Source organism: Stenotrophomonas sp. CFBP 13725, assembly GCF_014841935.1.
GTDB lineage: Bacteria > Pseudomonadota > Gammaproteobacteria > Xanthomonadales > Xanthomonadaceae > Stenotrophomonas.
Window position 1 is genome coordinate 29,597 of the sequence record NZ_JACYUV010000012.1, and the last position, 15,045, is coordinate 44,641.

Annotated in this window: 12 protein-coding genes; 4 read left to right on the forward strand and 8 right to left on the reverse strand. The window is 65.7% G+C overall.

Annotation, left to right across the window (positions count from 1 at the left end; translation table 11 throughout):
• Together uvrD and IFT65_RS15990 are read left to right on the forward strand one after the other, a co-directional pair.
• A complete protein-coding gene (gene uvrD / locus IFT65_RS15985) occupies positions 1-2,190 on the forward strand; it encodes a DNA helicase II (RefSeq protein WP_192082314.1) in 2,190 nt (729 codons plus the stop codon).
• Between the two features lie 312 nt (positions 2,191-2,502).
• Positions 2,503-5,403 (forward strand): hypothetical protein, encoded by a 2,901-nt coding sequence (locus tag IFT65_RS15990; RefSeq protein WP_206756817.1) that lies wholly within the window; start codon positions 2,503-2,505, stop codon positions 5,401-5,403.
• Positions 5,404-5,410: 7 nt separating this feature from the next.
• On the opposite strand, the gene IFT65_RS15995 is transcribed toward IFT65_RS15990, so the two are convergent.
• The gene (locus IFT65_RS15995) at positions 5,411-6,124 is read right to left on the reverse strand and encodes a ThuA domain-containing protein (protein WP_192082318.1); all 714 of its coding nucleotides are present in this window, start codon (positions 6,122-6,124) and stop codon (positions 5,411-5,413) included.
• A gap of 129 nt (positions 6,125-6,253) precedes the next feature.
• Between IFT65_RS15995 and IFT65_RS16000 the strand changes: the two genes are divergently transcribed.
• Entirely contained in the window at positions 6,254-6,700 is a 447-nt protein-coding gene (locus IFT65_RS16000) for a universal stress protein (protein WP_188325425.1), read from the forward strand.
• Between the two features lie 37 nt (positions 6,701-6,737).
• Here the strand turns inward: IFT65_RS16000 and IFT65_RS16005 are convergent, their stop codons facing one another.
• The 4 genes from IFT65_RS16005 to IFT65_RS16020 form a co-directional block, all read right to left on the reverse strand.
• Positions 6,738-7,628, reverse strand: coding sequence for a type II CAAX endopeptidase family protein (locus tag IFT65_RS16005; RefSeq protein ID WP_192082320.1), 891 nt, complete (start codon positions 7,626-7,628; stop codon positions 6,738-6,740).
• 26 nt (positions 7,629-7,654) lie between these two features.
• Positions 7,655-8,146: a helix-turn-helix domain-containing protein gene (locus tag IFT65_RS16010; protein WP_192082322.1), complete on the reverse strand. Its 492-nt coding sequence runs from the start codon at positions 8,144-8,146 to the stop codon at positions 7,655-7,657.
• Positions 8,147-8,215: 69 nt separating this feature from the next.
• Positions 8,216-8,458, reverse strand: coding sequence for a hypothetical protein (locus IFT65_RS16015; RefSeq protein WP_188325422.1), 243 nt, complete (start codon positions 8,456-8,458; stop codon positions 8,216-8,218).
• Positions 8,459-8,474: 16 nt separating this feature from the next.
• A complete protein-coding gene (locus IFT65_RS16020) occupies positions 8,475-8,762 on the reverse strand; it encodes a DUF2782 domain-containing protein (RefSeq protein WP_188327383.1) in 288 nt (95 codons plus the stop codon).
• Positions 8,763-8,859: 97 nt separating this feature from the next.
• Between IFT65_RS16020 and polA the strand changes: the two genes are divergently transcribed.
• Positions 8,860-11,634: a DNA polymerase I gene (gene polA, locus IFT65_RS16025; protein WP_192082324.1), complete on the forward strand. Its 2,775-nt coding sequence runs from the start codon at positions 8,860-8,862 to the stop codon at positions 11,632-11,634.
• Positions 11,635-12,004: 370 nt separating this feature from the next.
• Here the strand turns inward: polA and hemF are convergent, their stop codons facing one another.
• The 3 genes from hemF to IFT65_RS16040 form a co-directional block, all read right to left on the reverse strand.
• A complete protein-coding gene (gene hemF / locus IFT65_RS16030; RefSeq protein WP_192082326.1) occupies positions 12,005-12,901 on the reverse strand; it encodes an oxygen-dependent coproporphyrinogen oxidase in 897 nt (298 codons plus the stop codon).
• Positions 12,902-13,140: 239 nt separating this feature from the next.
• Positions 13,141-14,424 carry a hypothetical protein gene (locus IFT65_RS16035; protein WP_192082328.1) on the reverse strand — a complete coding sequence of 428 codons (1,284 nt, stop codon included), beginning with the start codon at positions 14,422-14,424 and terminating at the stop codon, positions 13,141-13,143.
• Positions 14,425-14,472: 48 nt separating this feature from the next.
• The gene (locus tag IFT65_RS16040; RefSeq protein ID WP_192082330.1) at positions 14,473-15,033 is read right to left on the reverse strand and encodes a hypothetical protein; all 561 of its coding nucleotides are present in this window, start codon (positions 15,031-15,033) and stop codon (positions 14,473-14,475) included.
• Positions 15,034-15,045: the final 12 nt, after the last annotated feature.

Sequence of the window (15,045 nt, forward strand, 5' to 3'; positions counted from 1 at the left end):
ATGGATGTCTCCCACTTGCTTGATGGCCTGAACCCGGCCCAGCGCGATGCCGTTTCCGCCCCTCCCGGCCACCACCTGGTGCTGGCCGGTGCCGGCTCCGGCAAGACGCGCGTACTGACCCACCGCATTGCGTGGCTGCACGAAGTATTCGGCGTGCCGACCCATGGCATCTTCGCGGTGACCTTCACCAACAAGGCCGCCGGCGAGATGCGGCACCGCATCGACGCGCAGCTGCCCCATGGCAGTCGCGGCGCTTGGATCGGCACCTTCCACGGACTGGCCAACCGCCTGCTGCGCCTGCATTGGGCGGACGCCAAGCTGCCCGATTCCTTCCAGGTGATGGATTCGGATGACCAGCTGCGGCTGGTCAAGCGGGTCGTGCAGGCGCTTGAACTGGATGATGGCAAGTACCCGCCCAAGCAGATCGCCTGGTGGATCAACGAGCAGAAGGACGAGGGCCGGCGGCCGCAGCACATCCAGCCCGAGCCGCATGACGCGTGGCTGGACACCATGCGCCAGGCCTACATCGAGTACCAGGCGCGCTGCGACCGCGCCGGCCTGGTCGACTTCGCCGAGCTGCTGCTGCGCGCCCACGAGCTGCTGCGTGACAACCCGGCCCTGCTGGCCCACTACCGCGCCCGCTTCCGCGAGATCCTGGTCGACGAATTCCAGGACACCAACTCCATCCAGTACGCCTTCGTGCGGGTGCTGGCGGGCGACACCGGCCACGTCTTCGTGGTCGGTGACGATGACCAGGCGATCTACGGCTGGCGCGGTGCGAAGGTGGAAAACGTGCAGGGGTTCCTGCGTGATTTCCCCGGCGCGCAGACCATCCGCCTGGAGCAGAACTACCGATCCACCGCCAACATCCTCGGCGCCGCCAACGCGGTCATCGCGCACAACCCGGACCGCATCGGCAAGGAGCTGTGGACCGACAGCGGCGACGGTGATCCGATCGATCTGTACGCGGCCTACAACGAAATGGACGAGGCGCGCTACATCGTCGAACGCGCACGTCAGTGGGTGCGCGATGGCGGCAGCCACGGCGAAGTGGCGGTGCTCTACCGCAGCAACGCGCAGTCGCGCGCGCTGGAAGAAGTCCTGCTGAGCGAGCAGGTGCCTTACCGCGTTTACGGTGGCATGCGCTTCTTCGAGCGTGCGGAAATCAAGGACGCGTTGTCTTACCTGCGGCTGCTGTCCAATCGCAACGACGACGCAGCGTTCGAGCGCGCGGTCAACACGCCCACGCGCGGCATCGGCGATCGCACTCTCGACGAAGTGCGCCGCGAAGCGCGCGCGCAGGGTATTTCGCTCTGGGAAGCCACCATGCTGGTCACCCAGGGCAGCGCGCTGGCCGGGCGTGCACGCAACGCACTGGCCGGTTTTCTGATGCTGGTCAACGAACTGCAGGCGCAGACCGCAGAGATGACGCTCGCCGAGCGCATCGACCACGTGCTGTCGCGCTCGCTGCTTCGCGAACACTGGAGCAAGGAAAGCCGCAACGCACTGGATTCGGAGTCCCGCACCGACAACCTCGACGAACTGGTTTCAGTGGCGTCGCGCTTCGTGCGTCGTGCCGATGATGTCGAGGAAGTCGAAGACATGGACGAGCTGGTCGCCTTCCTCGCCTACGCCGCTCTGGAGGCCGGTGAAGGCCAGGCACAGGCCAATGAAGACGGCGTACAGCTGATGACGCTGCACTCGGCCAAGGGGCTGGAATTCCCGCTGGTGTTCCTGGCTGGCATGGAAGATGGCTTGTTCCCGAGTGCGCGCTCGCTGGAAGAAAGCGGGCGCCTGGAAGAAGAGCGTCGGCTTGCCTATGTGGGCATCACCCGCGCACGGCAGAAGCTGGTGCTCTGCTACGCCGAATCACGGCGCATCCATGGCCAGGACAACTACGGCGTGCCCTCGCGGTTCCTGCGCGAGATCCCGCGTGAATTGCTCCATGAAGTGCGGCCGAAGGTGCAGGTGTCGCGGCCTTCTTCGCTGGGCGCCAGCCGCACTGCCGGCCACGCGTCGCTGGACGTGCCGCCGATGAAGCTGGGCACGCTGGTCACGCATCCGAAGTTCGGCGAAGGCATGGTCACTGATTACGAGGGCAGCGGTTCGCACGCGCGCGTGCAGGTGGAGTTCGCTGACGCCGGTAGCAAGTGGTTGGTGATGGCGTATGCGAATCTGACGGCGGCATGACACCTGCGTAGCGGCCCGGTGGATTCATTGGATGAATCGAAGGCTACGTTTGTGAAAGCCGGTGGCGATTCACACCTGCATTGTGTCCCGCCGTAAATACCGGAACTGTCCATGCTATCGCCCACCTGCGCCGCAGCGGCTGCTCATGCTCCCCACCCGTCTGTGAGACAGGGGCAAGAGCCGACCGCAGGCCCCTCATCGGCTCCCCATCAGGTGGCCAATGCGGCGGCGCTGCCACGAAACGCACTGCCCATCCTCGATCTATCCGGTGCGCACGCCATCAAGTGGCAGGGCGCCGGTAGTGGAGCGGCGATGCTGGTCGAACTCAATCGCGAACAGTGGCGGGTAAAGCAGACCGATTGCAGTGCGCAGGAAGTCACCATGGCCAAGCTGTTCCAGCTGACCGGCCTGCCTGTGCCGGAAACCGCGCTGGCCAGCCCGCTGAGCACGCAGGCGGGTACCGCGCCGGGCGTCGCGTCTCGCTTTGAGGAAACGTTCTATGACCTCGGCAAATTTCTCACCACGGAGCACGCGCTGGCACGGGTAGGCGAGAAGGATCCGCAAGCTGCGCAGCGTTACTCTGCACTGCAGCTCGCGCATCAGGATGCGACCGCTGCATGTAGTCAGCTGCTTGCACAGGCCAAGGTTGCCCAGCCATGGGAGTTACCCCCTGAGCTGCATGCGGCACATGCCAAGATTGATCAGGCACGCTTCAACGCGCTGGAACAGATGAACCGCATGCTGCCCCTTGCGCTGCGCTGTGAACAGCTGCGCCACTATGTTGTCTCTCGCTGGGTGGCGAACTGGGATCAACTGAATTACCGGATGGAGAATTTCGGCTACGTGATGCGTAATGGTGAGCCGGTGGGAATGAGCCTGGACTTCGGTGCCTGCGGACCGCTGGGTTTCCGCAACATGCGCACCGGCGCGATGATGCCCAAGGAGGCGAGCAAGGACGTGGCGATCTGCCAGCGACCGCCGTCACTGTTCCCGATGCCACCTGAATTCAAGATCTTCGCGTATAAATTCGATGCAATGGACTGTGATCCCGGCCCACTGCATGAAACAGAGCGTTGGCCGTACGGTTTCCAGTCTGAAACCATTGCCGAGCTGATACGTCCGTCAGTGCCCCTCGATTCGGCGGTTTCCGATACCTTGGCGGAAATGGGATACAGGCTCTCGTTGATTCCCGATGAGGCCATCTGCGCGGTGACCGAAATGTACTGGCAACCTCCTGCGCAGGCGCGTCCCAATGCATGGCCCGCGCCATCAGTACTCGCCGTGCTGTTGGGCGAGCGCCGTGACGCGATGCTGAAGCGAGTAGACAGCACGCAGCTGGGGCACTGGGTCCAGGAAGATCCCGAGCGTGCGCAGCGGGTGAGAACTGAAATGGCCAAGGCGATGCAGCCCCTGATACAGGCGTCAACGGACCATGACGCAGAACGCTTGATCGCAGCCCGACATGAAGCGCTGCTACGCACGATCGAGCGCGGCGCAGTGCCGATGCTCAACAGCAAGCATCGCGAAATACGTTCGTTGCAGGCGTTCCACAATGCAGTGAGGCAGTTGCGCGAAGGGCTGGATGCAGGTAACAGCAAGGTGATCAGCGCTGCCGCCGCCGAGCTCATGTCACCAGATGTGTATCAGTCACTGCTGCAGAGTCTGGATTTTGGGCCTGGCTACCAGCCACATACAGTCGCTGCGTTCACCGCCAACCAGGACTGGCTGCTGCTGATGCGCAAGCTGGTGCAAGAGCAGAGAGTCGATGCGAATGCGGTGCTAGCGTTGCTGATGACGCCGATAGAGTTCGCTGCCTATCCCGCCAGCGTCGGTTTTCATACTGCCGACCGTCCTGAGGTAGGCATGGCCTTCATCCAGTTGCTGGATGCGCTGATTGAAGCCCCCAACGGCGTGACGCGCGAGGTGATGCGCGCTCAGCTGCTGAAAGCCAAGCAGCCCGGGACAGCCAACTACTTTTCGGCACTGCTGCAGTCCGACGCGGCGCAAGGCTGGATCAACCGCCTCAAGGCTTCGCAGTTGTGGCCGTCATCGGCCGAGGTAAGCGAGCACAGGTCGCCGCACGCAGCCAACATGTTCAAGGTGAGGTCCGGCATGCTCAAGCTGCGAAACGCAGTGCTGGGCAGTGATACGTCCCTTGGCGAGACCAATTTCTCGGTGGTGCGCGCCAAGATGGAGCTTCAGCAGCTTGTCGAGGAAGTAGACCTCGCTTATTGCCCGGCCAAGCAGTTGCTGCTGGAGTCCAAGCTGTTCCGGCAGGACGTTCTCTCTAAAGTCACACTGGTCTCTTATGACGAGTTGAATTCCCTCGATCACGCCGTGACCGACGCGGTTGGAGAGGCATGGAGGGATGCGCTGCGCAAGTATCCGGCGCTACGCGGGGTCCCTGTGCCTGCAAGCTTGTTGGAGCAGCAGCAACAAGAGGCCGCGCGAGGGTATACCGAGCAGATGCAGGCGGACCGTCATGGCCCTGCCTCCACCCGGATCCAGGGTGCGTGGAAGCGCTATGAAGCGCAGGTGCTGGCGCAGCCGCAGATGACCCGCAGTGAGCGGGGCCTGGCGTGGAAACAGTGCATCGAGCAGGCCGCAGATGAGATCGGTTCTATGGTGAGCGGTCGCGAGATTCCCATCGTTCCGCAGGTGGAGACCGCCTCCATCGCATCGCAGGTGCACACACACGCGGCCCGCCAAGCCAGTGAGGCTGCGGCGGTTCAGGCAGCGGAACAGGCCCAGAGCCAAGCGCAGAAACAGGCGGCCGCGCAGGCGAGCCAGCAGGCAAAACAGTCGGCGCAGTCCCACGCAGCGGAGCAGGCGAAGAAGGCGGTGCCGTCCTTGGCGGCGACTGCCGTGGCGGCGCATGCGCAGGCAGCGGCGGCCAAGGCCGCGCAGAAACACGCTGCGGACAAAGCGGCACATGAAGCCGCATCGCGTGCGGCGCGCGACGCGGCGATAAGCAACAGCCAGTTCCAGGACGAAGTGAAGACCCGCCTGGCCATGCTGCGCGCGCCGGATGCGCAGGGCGTAGCGTCCTCGTCGCGACAGACCACCGCGCAGATCGCGCAGCGCCTGACCGCACTGCAGGACGATCGCCTGAACGCGCCACTGGAAGCACGCCTGCGGGCACTGCGTGACGCACCTGCGGCGGCAGGCGCATCGGCTGGGCGTACCCGCAGTGCGCTGCGCGAGAAGAAATAGCCAAGCGTCAGCAGCGAGGCGTCATGCCGGTGGCGTACGCCAGACCCCGCCGCAGCAGGGCCTGCACGTTGGCATCGGCGTATACCGCCGCATCGTGGCCGAAGCCGGTGTACCAGCTGCGGCCCTTGCCCATCGCCCTGCACCAGGCGATGGGGTGGTCCTCGCCCATGCTGCCGCCCTCGTAGCGGGATTCATCCACCGTCGCCAGCACCTGCACGAAAGGCCGCGGATTGCGGCGGTAGTTGTAGATTTCGTCGGTCAGGGTCCATTGCACGGGTTCGACAGCGTCCCCTTCCAGGATGACGTGTGTCGTCTGCAGGCCAGGTGGATGCTTGTCGAACCAGGCGCCGACCAGTTCGCCATACCAGGGCCAGTCGTACTCGGTGTCAGCGGCCGAATGCAGCCCGAGATACCCGCCGCCGCCTTCGATGTAGGCCTGCAACGCCGCCTGCTGGGGGGCATCGAGCACATCACCGGTGGTATTGGCGAACACCACCGCCTTGTACGGGGCGAGGGTGGCCGCAGTGAAGATCCTACTGTCTTCGCTGTGGTCGGTACGCAGGTGCTGGTCACTCGCCAGCTGGCGCAGCGTCTGCACGGCGACCGGGATCGACTCATGGCGAAATTTGGCGGTGCGGGTGAACACCAGGATCGCGTCGGCGGCTGCGGCCGGTAGCGGCAACAGCACGAGACACAGACACCACAGCAGAGCTCGTCGCATGCGGCCGATCATGCCACGGCCTGCCGGGCAGGCATGCTGCACTGCACTGATCCAGCTCAAGGCGCGGCCTGCACATTATCTGTGTAATGGTGATATTCCCACCTGGCCCATCCCGCAAGGAGTCCCGCCATGTACAAACGCATCCTGATCGCCACCGATGGTTCGGAGCTGGCTGAGAAAGGCCTTATGAAAGGGCTCGAACTGGCCAAGGACCTGTCCGCCGAAGTGGACATCGTGACCGTGTCCGAACCATGGGCCGTCGGCATGTACGACGCCATGGGCTGGAGCGTGGGCTACATGAACAGTCCCGAGTACAAGGCGGATCGCGAAGAAAGCGCGCAGAAGATCCTGCAGCCGGCCGTCGCCAAGGCGGAAGCCTACGGGGTGCGCGCGAATGCCGTGCACGTGCTGGACCGCTACGCCGCCGATGGCGTGATCGATATTGCTGACGAGCGCAGCACCGATCTGATCGTGATGACCTCGCATGGGCGACGCGGCGTGACACGTGTGCTGCTGGGCAGCCAGACGGCCGAGGTACTGGCCCGTAGTTCGGTGCCGGTACTGGTCATCCGTTGATCGCCAACGGACCGGGGTCCGTCAGCTGACGTCGGCTTTATCGTGCGAAGCGGCCCATCCGCCACGCCCGCCACATGACCAGCGCGCCGATGGCAAGGCAGACGGCCAGGCCGGGCAGCGAGGCCTCTGGGCCGAAGGCACCGCCGGTGAGCCATTCCGGCATACCTGGAACGGCCGTGCTGCGTGCGATCGCTGGACCCAGTTCGCTGCCCGATACGGCGGCACCGAAGACATAGCCCTGCGTGAAGTTCCAAGCGGCGTGCACGCCGATCGACATCCAGATACGCCCGGTCAGGGCGTAGAACGCAGCCAGCATGATGCCCGCCTCCAGCGCGATGCAGACCGCAGCAAAGACGGTGGCGTTCGGATTGGGCATGTGGCCGAAGCCGAACAGCGCTGCAGAGACGGCAAAGGCGATCCAAGGTCCAAAGGCGCGCCAGACCAGACGCAGCAGGATGGCGCGCAGCATCAACTCTTCGATGACCCCCGCCTGCAGCGCTTTGCCGGCGGCGATCCAGGCCGGCGCAGGGCCGGTAAACGTGATGTCGTACAGGCTGCATACGGCCATGATCGCCATCACCGCGGCGAACATCGCCGCACCGAGCAGCAGTCCCAGCAGCACCTCGGGCAGCAACGACCGCAGCGCGATCTCCGACGGGCGGCGCCCCTCACCGAACCGCACCGCCAAGGCATAGATTCCCAATCCGACCAGCACCGAGCCGACATAGCCCAGCAGTTGCGCTGGCCCGCTTGTCTTCGGTAGCAAGGTACCCAGCAGTTGGCCGGTGGACATCGAGCTCATCACCACCAGTACGAACAGCGCCACCACCCAGGCGAGTGCGCGCAACCAGCGGAAGCGGCCGGGCCGCAGCACGCGCTGGTCGCCCAGCTGGATCGGGTGCACGCGGGAACAGAGAGAGATCGCCATCAGGTACATCCTCGGGTGCGGTTGAGTCAGGGAATTGTGGAAGCGTCGTCCGGCAGCGTCGCCGCGGCAGCCGCGATGCGCTCGCCATAGGGGCGCTGGTGCAGGGCCGTGATGGCTTCGTCGAGCAGCACGGACAACGGCGAAGACAGCTCGGCGTCCAGCTGGGCGGCGGCTGCATTGGTGGCCGCCCACTGGCGCTGCAGCGCCGGGATCATCTTCACTGCCTTGGGTGTCAACGCGACGATCCGCTCGCGCGCATCGACTCCGGGCCTCAGGGCCAGCAGGCGGGCCGCGCGCATCTGTGCAACGGTCTGGCTGACGGCCGAATGGCTGATCCCGATCTGCAGCGCCAGCGTTTTGATCGATACCGGGCCCAACCGCATCAGTGCACGCAGCAGCGGGGTGTAGCGGGGCCGCCAATCCAGCCCGGCCGCCACGTAGGCCGACTCCACCTCACCGTCGAGCAGCTCGATCAGATGGCGGACCAGGGTACCGAGGGTGGCGGAGGGCAATGACATGCAGTGAATGTATAAGCGCTGTTATATATCCGCAACAGGACAAAGGTCACGGTGCGTCGCTGCACCGATTCAGTCGCGAAGTTTCAGGGTCTGCGATTCATCCAGGCTGCCGTCACCCTGCAGCACCACATAGCGCTCACCGCTGCGATCGAACAGCACCGGGATGGGTTCGCGGAACAACGGCCGGCGCACGAAACGCAGCTGCCAGCCGAAATGCTCAAGGGTCTGTACTGCGGCCAGCTGTTCGCCGGTCAGCCCTTGGCGAAGGGCGACCTGGTCGAGGGCAGCGTTGCGGCGGTCGGCGGTACTCATCGCAGGAAAGCAGGCATCACCAGCTGTAGAGCTTCCAGTACACAGGGGACACCCCGTCCTTGGAATTATCCATTCGGCCATCGCCGTTCTGGTCGTACATGTAATACGGCGCGCCACGTGCCGGGGTTACCTTGACCATGCGCAACTGGCCGGACACGCGGTATTCCTCCACCACGTCGCCATTGTCCAGCGTGCGCTGGGCAACCTCGGCACCGGCCACGTCGACCGGCGGCATGCCGGCACCGCCGGACGTCGCGCAGCCTGCAAGCAGGAGCGCCAGGACCAGCGGGGTGGCAGGCATCATGCGTTTCATGGACGGGACTCCTGGACCGGACGGGGACGGTGATTATGCCCCACCCGGTGTGGGCGCCGTGCATGCCACGGGCGCGTAGAATCGTCGCATGAGCAGATTAGTCCTTATCGACGGGTCCAGTTACCTGTATCGCGCGTTCCACGCGCTGCCGCCCCTGTCCAATCCGCAGGGTGAACCCACAGGTGCGCTGTTCGGCGTGGTCAACATGCTGCGGTCGACATTGAAAGAGCGCCCCGCGTTCGTGGCGTTCGTTGTCGATGCGCCCGGCAAGACCTTCCGCGACGACCTGTACGACCAGTACAAGGCCAACCGCCCGCCGATGCCTGATGAGCTGCGCAGCCAGATCGAGCCGATGTGCCGGATCGTCGAGGCGCTCGGCATCAGCATCCTGCGCATTCCCGGCGTGGAAGCCGACGATGTGATCGGCACGCTTGCCCTGCAGGGCGTCGCGCGCGATCTGTCGGTGACCATCTCCACCGGCGACAAGGACTTCGCCCAGCTGGTGCGGCCGGGTATCGAACTGGTCAACACCATGACCGGCAGCCGGATGGATTCCGACGCGGCGGTGATGGAAAAGTTCGGCGTACGCGCCGACCAGATCGTCGACCTGCTGGCGTTGATGGGCGATACCGTGGACAACGTGCCCGGCGTGGACAAGTGCGGACCCAAGACCGCAGCGAAATGGCTGGCCGAGTACCAGCACCTGGACGGCGTGATGGCCGCAGCGACTGGCATGAAGGGCAAGATCGGCGAGAACCTGCGTGCGGCACTGGAGCGACTGCCACTGAACCGCGAACTGGTGACCATCCGCACCGACGTCGCCCTGGATGCCGGCCCGCAGGACCTGCCGCTGCGCGAGCGCCATGTTGACGACCTGCGCGAGCTTTACGCACGGTACGGCTTCACCCAGGCACTGAAGGAACTGGAAGGCAGCGCGGGCTTGCCGCCTACCGTCAGCGAGGTGGTGCCAAGCCTGCGCGGCACCGCGGCGGGTTTCGCGCGTGGCGCGGGCGAACAGGCCGCAGTCGCTGACGTGGACCCGTCGCTGTCGGTGCCCGGCGAGTATGAGACCGTGCTCGAGCCACAGCAGCTGCAGGCCTGGGTGGAGCGGCTGCAGCAGGCGGAGCTGATCAGCTTCGACACCGAAACCGATGCGCTGGACGCCATGCGCGCGCGGCTGGTGGGCATCAGCCTGGCCGTGGAGCCGGGCAAGGCGGCCTACATCCCGCTGGGTCATGACTACCCTGGCGCGCCGGCGCAGTTGCCGATGCAGCAGGTGCTCGATGCGTTGCGTCCGGCGCTGGAAGACGCATCGAAGAAGAAGCTGGGCCAGCACGGCAAGTACGACCTGCATGTGCTGCGTCGCCACGGCATCGCGGTGCAGGGCTACCACGACGACACCATGCTGGAGAGTTTCGTGCTGAACTCCACGGCCACCCGCCACGACATGGATTCGCTGGCCCAGCGCTACCTGGGCTACACGACGATCAAGTTCGAAGACGTAGCCGGCAAGGGCGCCAAGCAGATTTCGTTCTCGCAGGTGGGGATCGACGAAGCCAGCCGCTACGCTGCAGAGGACGCCGACGTGACCTTGCGCCTGCACCACGCGCTGCGCCCGCAGCTGGCGGCCGTGCCGAGCCTGGACGAGGTGTACCGCGACATCGAGATGCCGCTGGTACCGGTGCTGACCCGCATCGAGGCCCATGGCGTGCAGGTGGACATGGCCGAGCTGCGCCGACAGAGCCAGGACTTGTCCACGCGCATGCTGGCCGCCCAGCAGAAGGCCACCGAGCTGGCCGGCCGCAGCTTCAACCTGGATTCGCCCAAGCAGCTGCAGGCGGTGTTGTTCGACGAGCTGAAGCTGCCTGCGCTGGTGAAGACGCCCAAGGGTCAGCCGAGCACCAACGAAGAGGCACTGGAAGCCATCGCCGAGCAGCATGAACTGCCGCGGGTGATCCTGGAGTACCGCGGGCTGGCCAAGCTGCGCAGCACCTACACCGACAAGCTGCCGGAAATGATCAACGCCGATACCGGCCGCGTACACACCAGCTATCACCAGTCAGGCGCCGCCACGGGCCGCCTGTCGTCATCGGACCCGAACCTGCAGAACATCCCGATCCGCACGGAGGACGGCCGCCGTATCCGCCGTGCATTCATCGCGCCGGAGGGCAAGCTGTTGTTGGCGGCCGATTACTCGCAGATCGAACTGCGGATCATGGCGCACCTGTCTGGCGACCCTGGTCTGGTGGGGGCATTCGAACAGGGCGCGGACGTGCACCGCGCCACCGCGGCAGAAGTGTTCGGTCGTTCCCTGGAGGAAGTCACCAGCAACGAGCGACGTGCGGCGAAGGCGATCAACTTCGGCCTGATGTACGGCATGAGCGCCTTCGGATTGGCGCGCAACCTGGGCATCGACCGCGGGCAGGCGCAGGACTACGTGGCGCTGTACTTCAGCCGCTACCCCGGCGTGCGCGATTTCATGGAGAGGATGCGGCAACAGGCGCGTGAGCAGGGCTACGTGGAAACCCTGTTCGGCCGACGCCTATACCTGAACGACATCAACGCACGCAACCAGGGGCTGCGGGCAGGCGCGGAACGTGCCGCGATCAATGCGCCGATGCAGGGCACGGCGGCGGACATCATCAAAAAGGCGATGGTGAAGGTGGATACCTGGCTTCGCGAGTCGGCCGCGCCGGCGAAGATGATCCTGCAGGTGCACGATGAACTCGTCTTCGAATGCGAGGCGAGCTACATCGACGAGCTGCGTACCGAGGTCGTCAAACACATGTCGCAAGCAGCTCAGTTGCGGGTTCCGCTGGTGGTCGACACGGGCCATGGACTCAACTGGGACGAGGCGCATTGAAGCCTGAATACGCCTGCTGCGCCGACAGTCTGACTAAACGATGAATATTGCACGGGGCAGCAAAGGCTAAATGGGCCGCCTTCACGATTCATCAATGTTCGTAGTGCTTTTATAGCCATCGACAGGCGCAACGCCTGTTGTGGATCTCTCCCATCCCCTGGAGAAGATCTTGGAACGGGGGCTCCTCCCCAAGCACCCGTTCCCCGGCCCCGTTGACCTCCCCCTGGTCAGCGGGGCTTTTTATTTCCAGCCCCGGTACGCAGCCCCGACCGGTGGCGCCGACTGATGGCGCCGACCGGTAGAGCCGACTGGTAGAGCCGACTGGTAGAGCCGACTTCAGTCGGCTGTCCTCGGCTGTCTTCCCCCTGCCTCACACCCAGTCGCGCGGCACCAGGTAATCCGCCAGCCGCGCCTCGGCACTGCCCGCCTCCGGCTCGAACCCGTACTCCCAGCGTACGCGCGGCGGCAGGCTCATCAGGATGCTCTCGCTGCGCCCACCGCTCTGCAGCCCGAACAACGTGCCGCGGTCGTAGACCAGGTTGAACTCCACGTAGCGGCCCCGGCGGTACAGCTGGAACTCGCGCTCGCGCTCGCCATGCACGGTGTCCTTGCGGCGCTGCACGATCGGCAGGTAGGCATCGAGGAAGCCATCACCGACCGCACGCAGGTAATCGAAGTCCCGCTCGAAGTCGCCGTGCAGGTCATCGAAGAACAGCCCGCCGACGCCACGCGTCTCGTTGCGGTGGCGCAGGAAGAAATATTCATCGCACCAGCGCTTGTGGGCGGGATACCGCTCCGGCCCGAAGGGCGCGCACAGGTCGCGGGCGGTGCCGTGCCAGTGCTGCACGTCCTCGTCGAAGGGGTAGAACGGCGTCAGGTCGAAGCCGCCGCCAAACCAGCTGGCTACCGTCTCACCATCACGCTGCGCCTGGAAGAAGCGCACGTTGGCGTGGGTGGTGGGCACCATGGGGTTGAGCGGATGGAACACCAGCGACACGCCAGTGGCCCGCCAGGTGGCGCCCGCCAGCTCCGGACGGTTGGCCGATGCGGAAGGCGGCAGGCGGCTGCCGGCCACGTCGGAAAAGCCGATGCCGGCCTGCTCGAACACCGCGCCATCGCGCAGGATACGGGTGCGGCCACCGCCCCCCTCGGCGCGCTGCCACTGGTCTTCCTGGAATCGGGCCTGGCCGTCGGCGCCCTCGATGGCGGCGCAGATGCGGTCCTGCAGGTCGGTGAGGTAGGCGCGTACGCGGTCGAATTCGTTCATGCCGTGCAGTTTAGCCGGTGCCCGTCACCCCCTGCAGGCCGGCGTCCTGACGGTAGCGCCGAGCCATGCTCGGCGGAGTGGCTCAGGCCCTGCGGTGCCCGACGCAGGCCCGCATCCTGACGGTAGCGCCGAGCCATGCTCGGCGGAGTGGCTCAGGCCCCGCGGTGCCCGACGCAGGCCGCGCTGCGCGCATCGCCGAGCGTGGCTCGGCGCTACCGACCTGCATCGCCGCAGGTGGCTCACCGCTTATGGTTGCGGGTGCGCGCAGGCGCCTCGGGTTCGGCCACGTCGTCGGCTGCTTCCTGCAGCATCCGGCCCATCGCGATCATGTCCCAGTTGGTCGTGGCCAGAACGTCGCAGGCCACGGCCGTGCCGCTGGCATCCGCCTTGCACAGGTGCTCCAGGGCCGCCCGCGCGTCCACCTCGGCACTGCTGTCCTGCGCGCTGACCAGGTTCTCGCAGCCTTCGCGCACACCGGCACGGCATACCGTCTGGTAGTGCGTGGCGGCCTGCGGCCACTGCTCATCCAGCGCCAGCTGGTTCCCCAGCACGTTGCAGCCCTGCAGCCGCCCCGCCGCGCAACAGGCCTCCGCTGCGCCCTCAGCGGTCGCACCGGGGCAGTCCTGCGGCAGCGGCACGACCTTGAACACCACGGCCGGGCTGCACTGCGCAGCACCGCCGACGCGGCGGTAGACCCGCATCTGCGTCCAATCGTCCATGCCGACCAGATGCCCACCGGACAGCACCTTGAACACGAAATCGCCGCCCTTGTCGTGGCGGATCCGGATCGCGCCGTCTTCCAGCCGGGCCCGGGCGTGGTCGCCGAGGCCAAACCCCACCAGCCCGCCATCAGCGAACTCCAGCGTGTCCAGCAGGCCGCCTTCGCTGCGGTACTCGCCGCAGGGGACCGCAGTGGCAGGCAGCGGCTGCGGCGCGGTGCCCAGTGACTGCAGTGGTGCGTGCAGTTCACAGGCGCGTTCGTCGCCACCCGCGCAGCCCGCTTTCAGCGCGACCAGCGCCGTGTCGTAGCTGCCGGCCGTCCACTGCGCCTGCGCGACCTCGCGGCAGAACTCCCCTTTCGGATGCGCCAGGCAGAGCTTCTGCAGTGTCTGCCGGCGTGCAGCCGGCAGCACGATCTGCCGCTGGTCGAAGATACCGACAAGGGCCATCCCCATCGCCTTGGACAGGGCCGCCTTGGCTGCCTCCTCGCACGCCTGCTCATCGAAGGCAGGATCCGCTTCCTTGCACACAGCGGGTTCCTGCAGCACCGGGTCGTCATTCTGCGGGCGCGTGTCGGCACTGCGCGCCTCACTGGTCCACTCGCGCAGCAGCCCGCTGCACGCGGCCATCGTGCCCTGCTCGCACCAGCGCTGCAGTTGCGGTGCTTCGGCGGTATACATCTGGTTACCGCAGGTGGCGTCGTCATACACCGCGCAGTCCTGCGCAGCGACGCTGCCCGTGGCGGCCAGCAGAGCAAAGGGGAGCAACGCGCGCAGCAGGCGCACAGGCGTCTTCAGTGACATGGGGGACTCCAGGAAAAAACAGAAAAGGAAACGGCAACAGCAACGGCGTCAGTAGCGCGAGCGGATATCCGGACGCATCAATCGCCACGCCAGCCAGCCCTGCAGCGCGGCGAACAGCACGCAGCTGCCGAGCACGGTGAAGGTGAACAGCAGGCGCTGGGCCTGCAGCTCTTCGACCACTGGCGCGTCACCCAGCTTCATGATCAGCGCGGCCGCCACGCGGTCAAGCCACCACGCCACGCCGATATTGCCGATGCCGGTGATGACCAGCAGCCAGACGTAACTGATCAGTCCCCATCGGGTGCCTTTGTAAAGGCCCCAGCTGGAGACCAGCGAAGGCACGCATACGGCGCCCATCAGCAGGCTGGTCAACACAGGGTGTGCCAGCATCCAGCGCAGGCTGCGTGGCCAGTCATGTTCGGTCGCGGCGTCCACCAGCAGCTGCCACGGATGGCTGGCACCCAGCGGCCAGGCCAGCAGCGCCTGGAACAGAAACCACAGCACCATCGCCGCGCAGACCAGCAACGTGGTCAGCGCCAGCGGACGCACGAAATCCGTGCGCGGCGGCGTCATGCGGGGAGCGCCGAGGGTAGGAGGGGCTGATGACATCCGGTGTCCTTG

Excerpts from the sequence above, each read along its gene's own strand:
- IFT65_RS16020 (WP_188327383.1), bottom strand. The coding sequence starts at position 8,762 with ATGATGCCTGCCACCCCGCTGGTCCTGGCGCTCCTGCTTGCAGGCTGC.
- polA (WP_192082324.1), top strand. The coding sequence starts at position 8,860 with ATGAGCAGATTAGTCCTTATCGACGGGTCCAGTTACCTGTATCGCGCG.
- uvrD (WP_192082314.1), top strand. The coding sequence starts at position 1 with ATGGATGTCTCCCACTTGCTTGATGGCCTGAACCCGGCCCAGCGCGAT.
- IFT65_RS16040 (WP_192082330.1), bottom strand. The coding sequence starts at position 15,033 with ATGTCATCAGCCCCTCCTACCCTCGGCGCTCCCCGCATGACGCCGCCG.
- IFT65_RS16035 (WP_192082328.1), bottom strand. The coding sequence starts at position 14,424 with ATGTCACTGAAGACGCCTGTGCGCCTGCTGCGCGCGTTGCTCCCCTTT.
- hemF (WP_192082326.1), bottom strand. The coding sequence starts at position 12,901 with ATGAACGAATTCGACCGCGTACGCGCCTACCTCACCGACCTGCAGGAC.
- IFT65_RS16010 (WP_192082322.1), bottom strand. The coding sequence starts at position 8,146 with ATGTCATTGCCCTCCGCCACCCTCGGTACCCTGGTCCGCCATCTGATC.
- IFT65_RS16015 (WP_188325422.1), bottom strand. The coding sequence starts at position 8,458 with ATGAGTACCGCCGACCGCCGCAACGCTGCCCTCGACCAGGTCGCCCTT.
- IFT65_RS16005 (WP_192082320.1), bottom strand. The coding sequence starts at position 7,628 with ATGGCGATCTCTCTCTGTTCCCGCGTGCACCCGATCCAGCTGGGCGAC.
- IFT65_RS16000 (WP_188325425.1), top strand. The coding sequence starts at position 6,254 with ATGTACAAACGCATCCTGATCGCCACCGATGGTTCGGAGCTGGCTGAG.
- IFT65_RS15995 (WP_192082318.1), bottom strand. The coding sequence starts at position 6,124 with ATGCGACGAGCTCTGCTGTGGTGTCTGTGTCTCGTGCTGTTGCCGCTA.
- IFT65_RS15990 (WP_206756817.1), top strand. The coding sequence starts at position 2,503 with ATGCTGGTCGAACTCAATCGCGAACAGTGGCGGGTAAAGCAGACCGAT.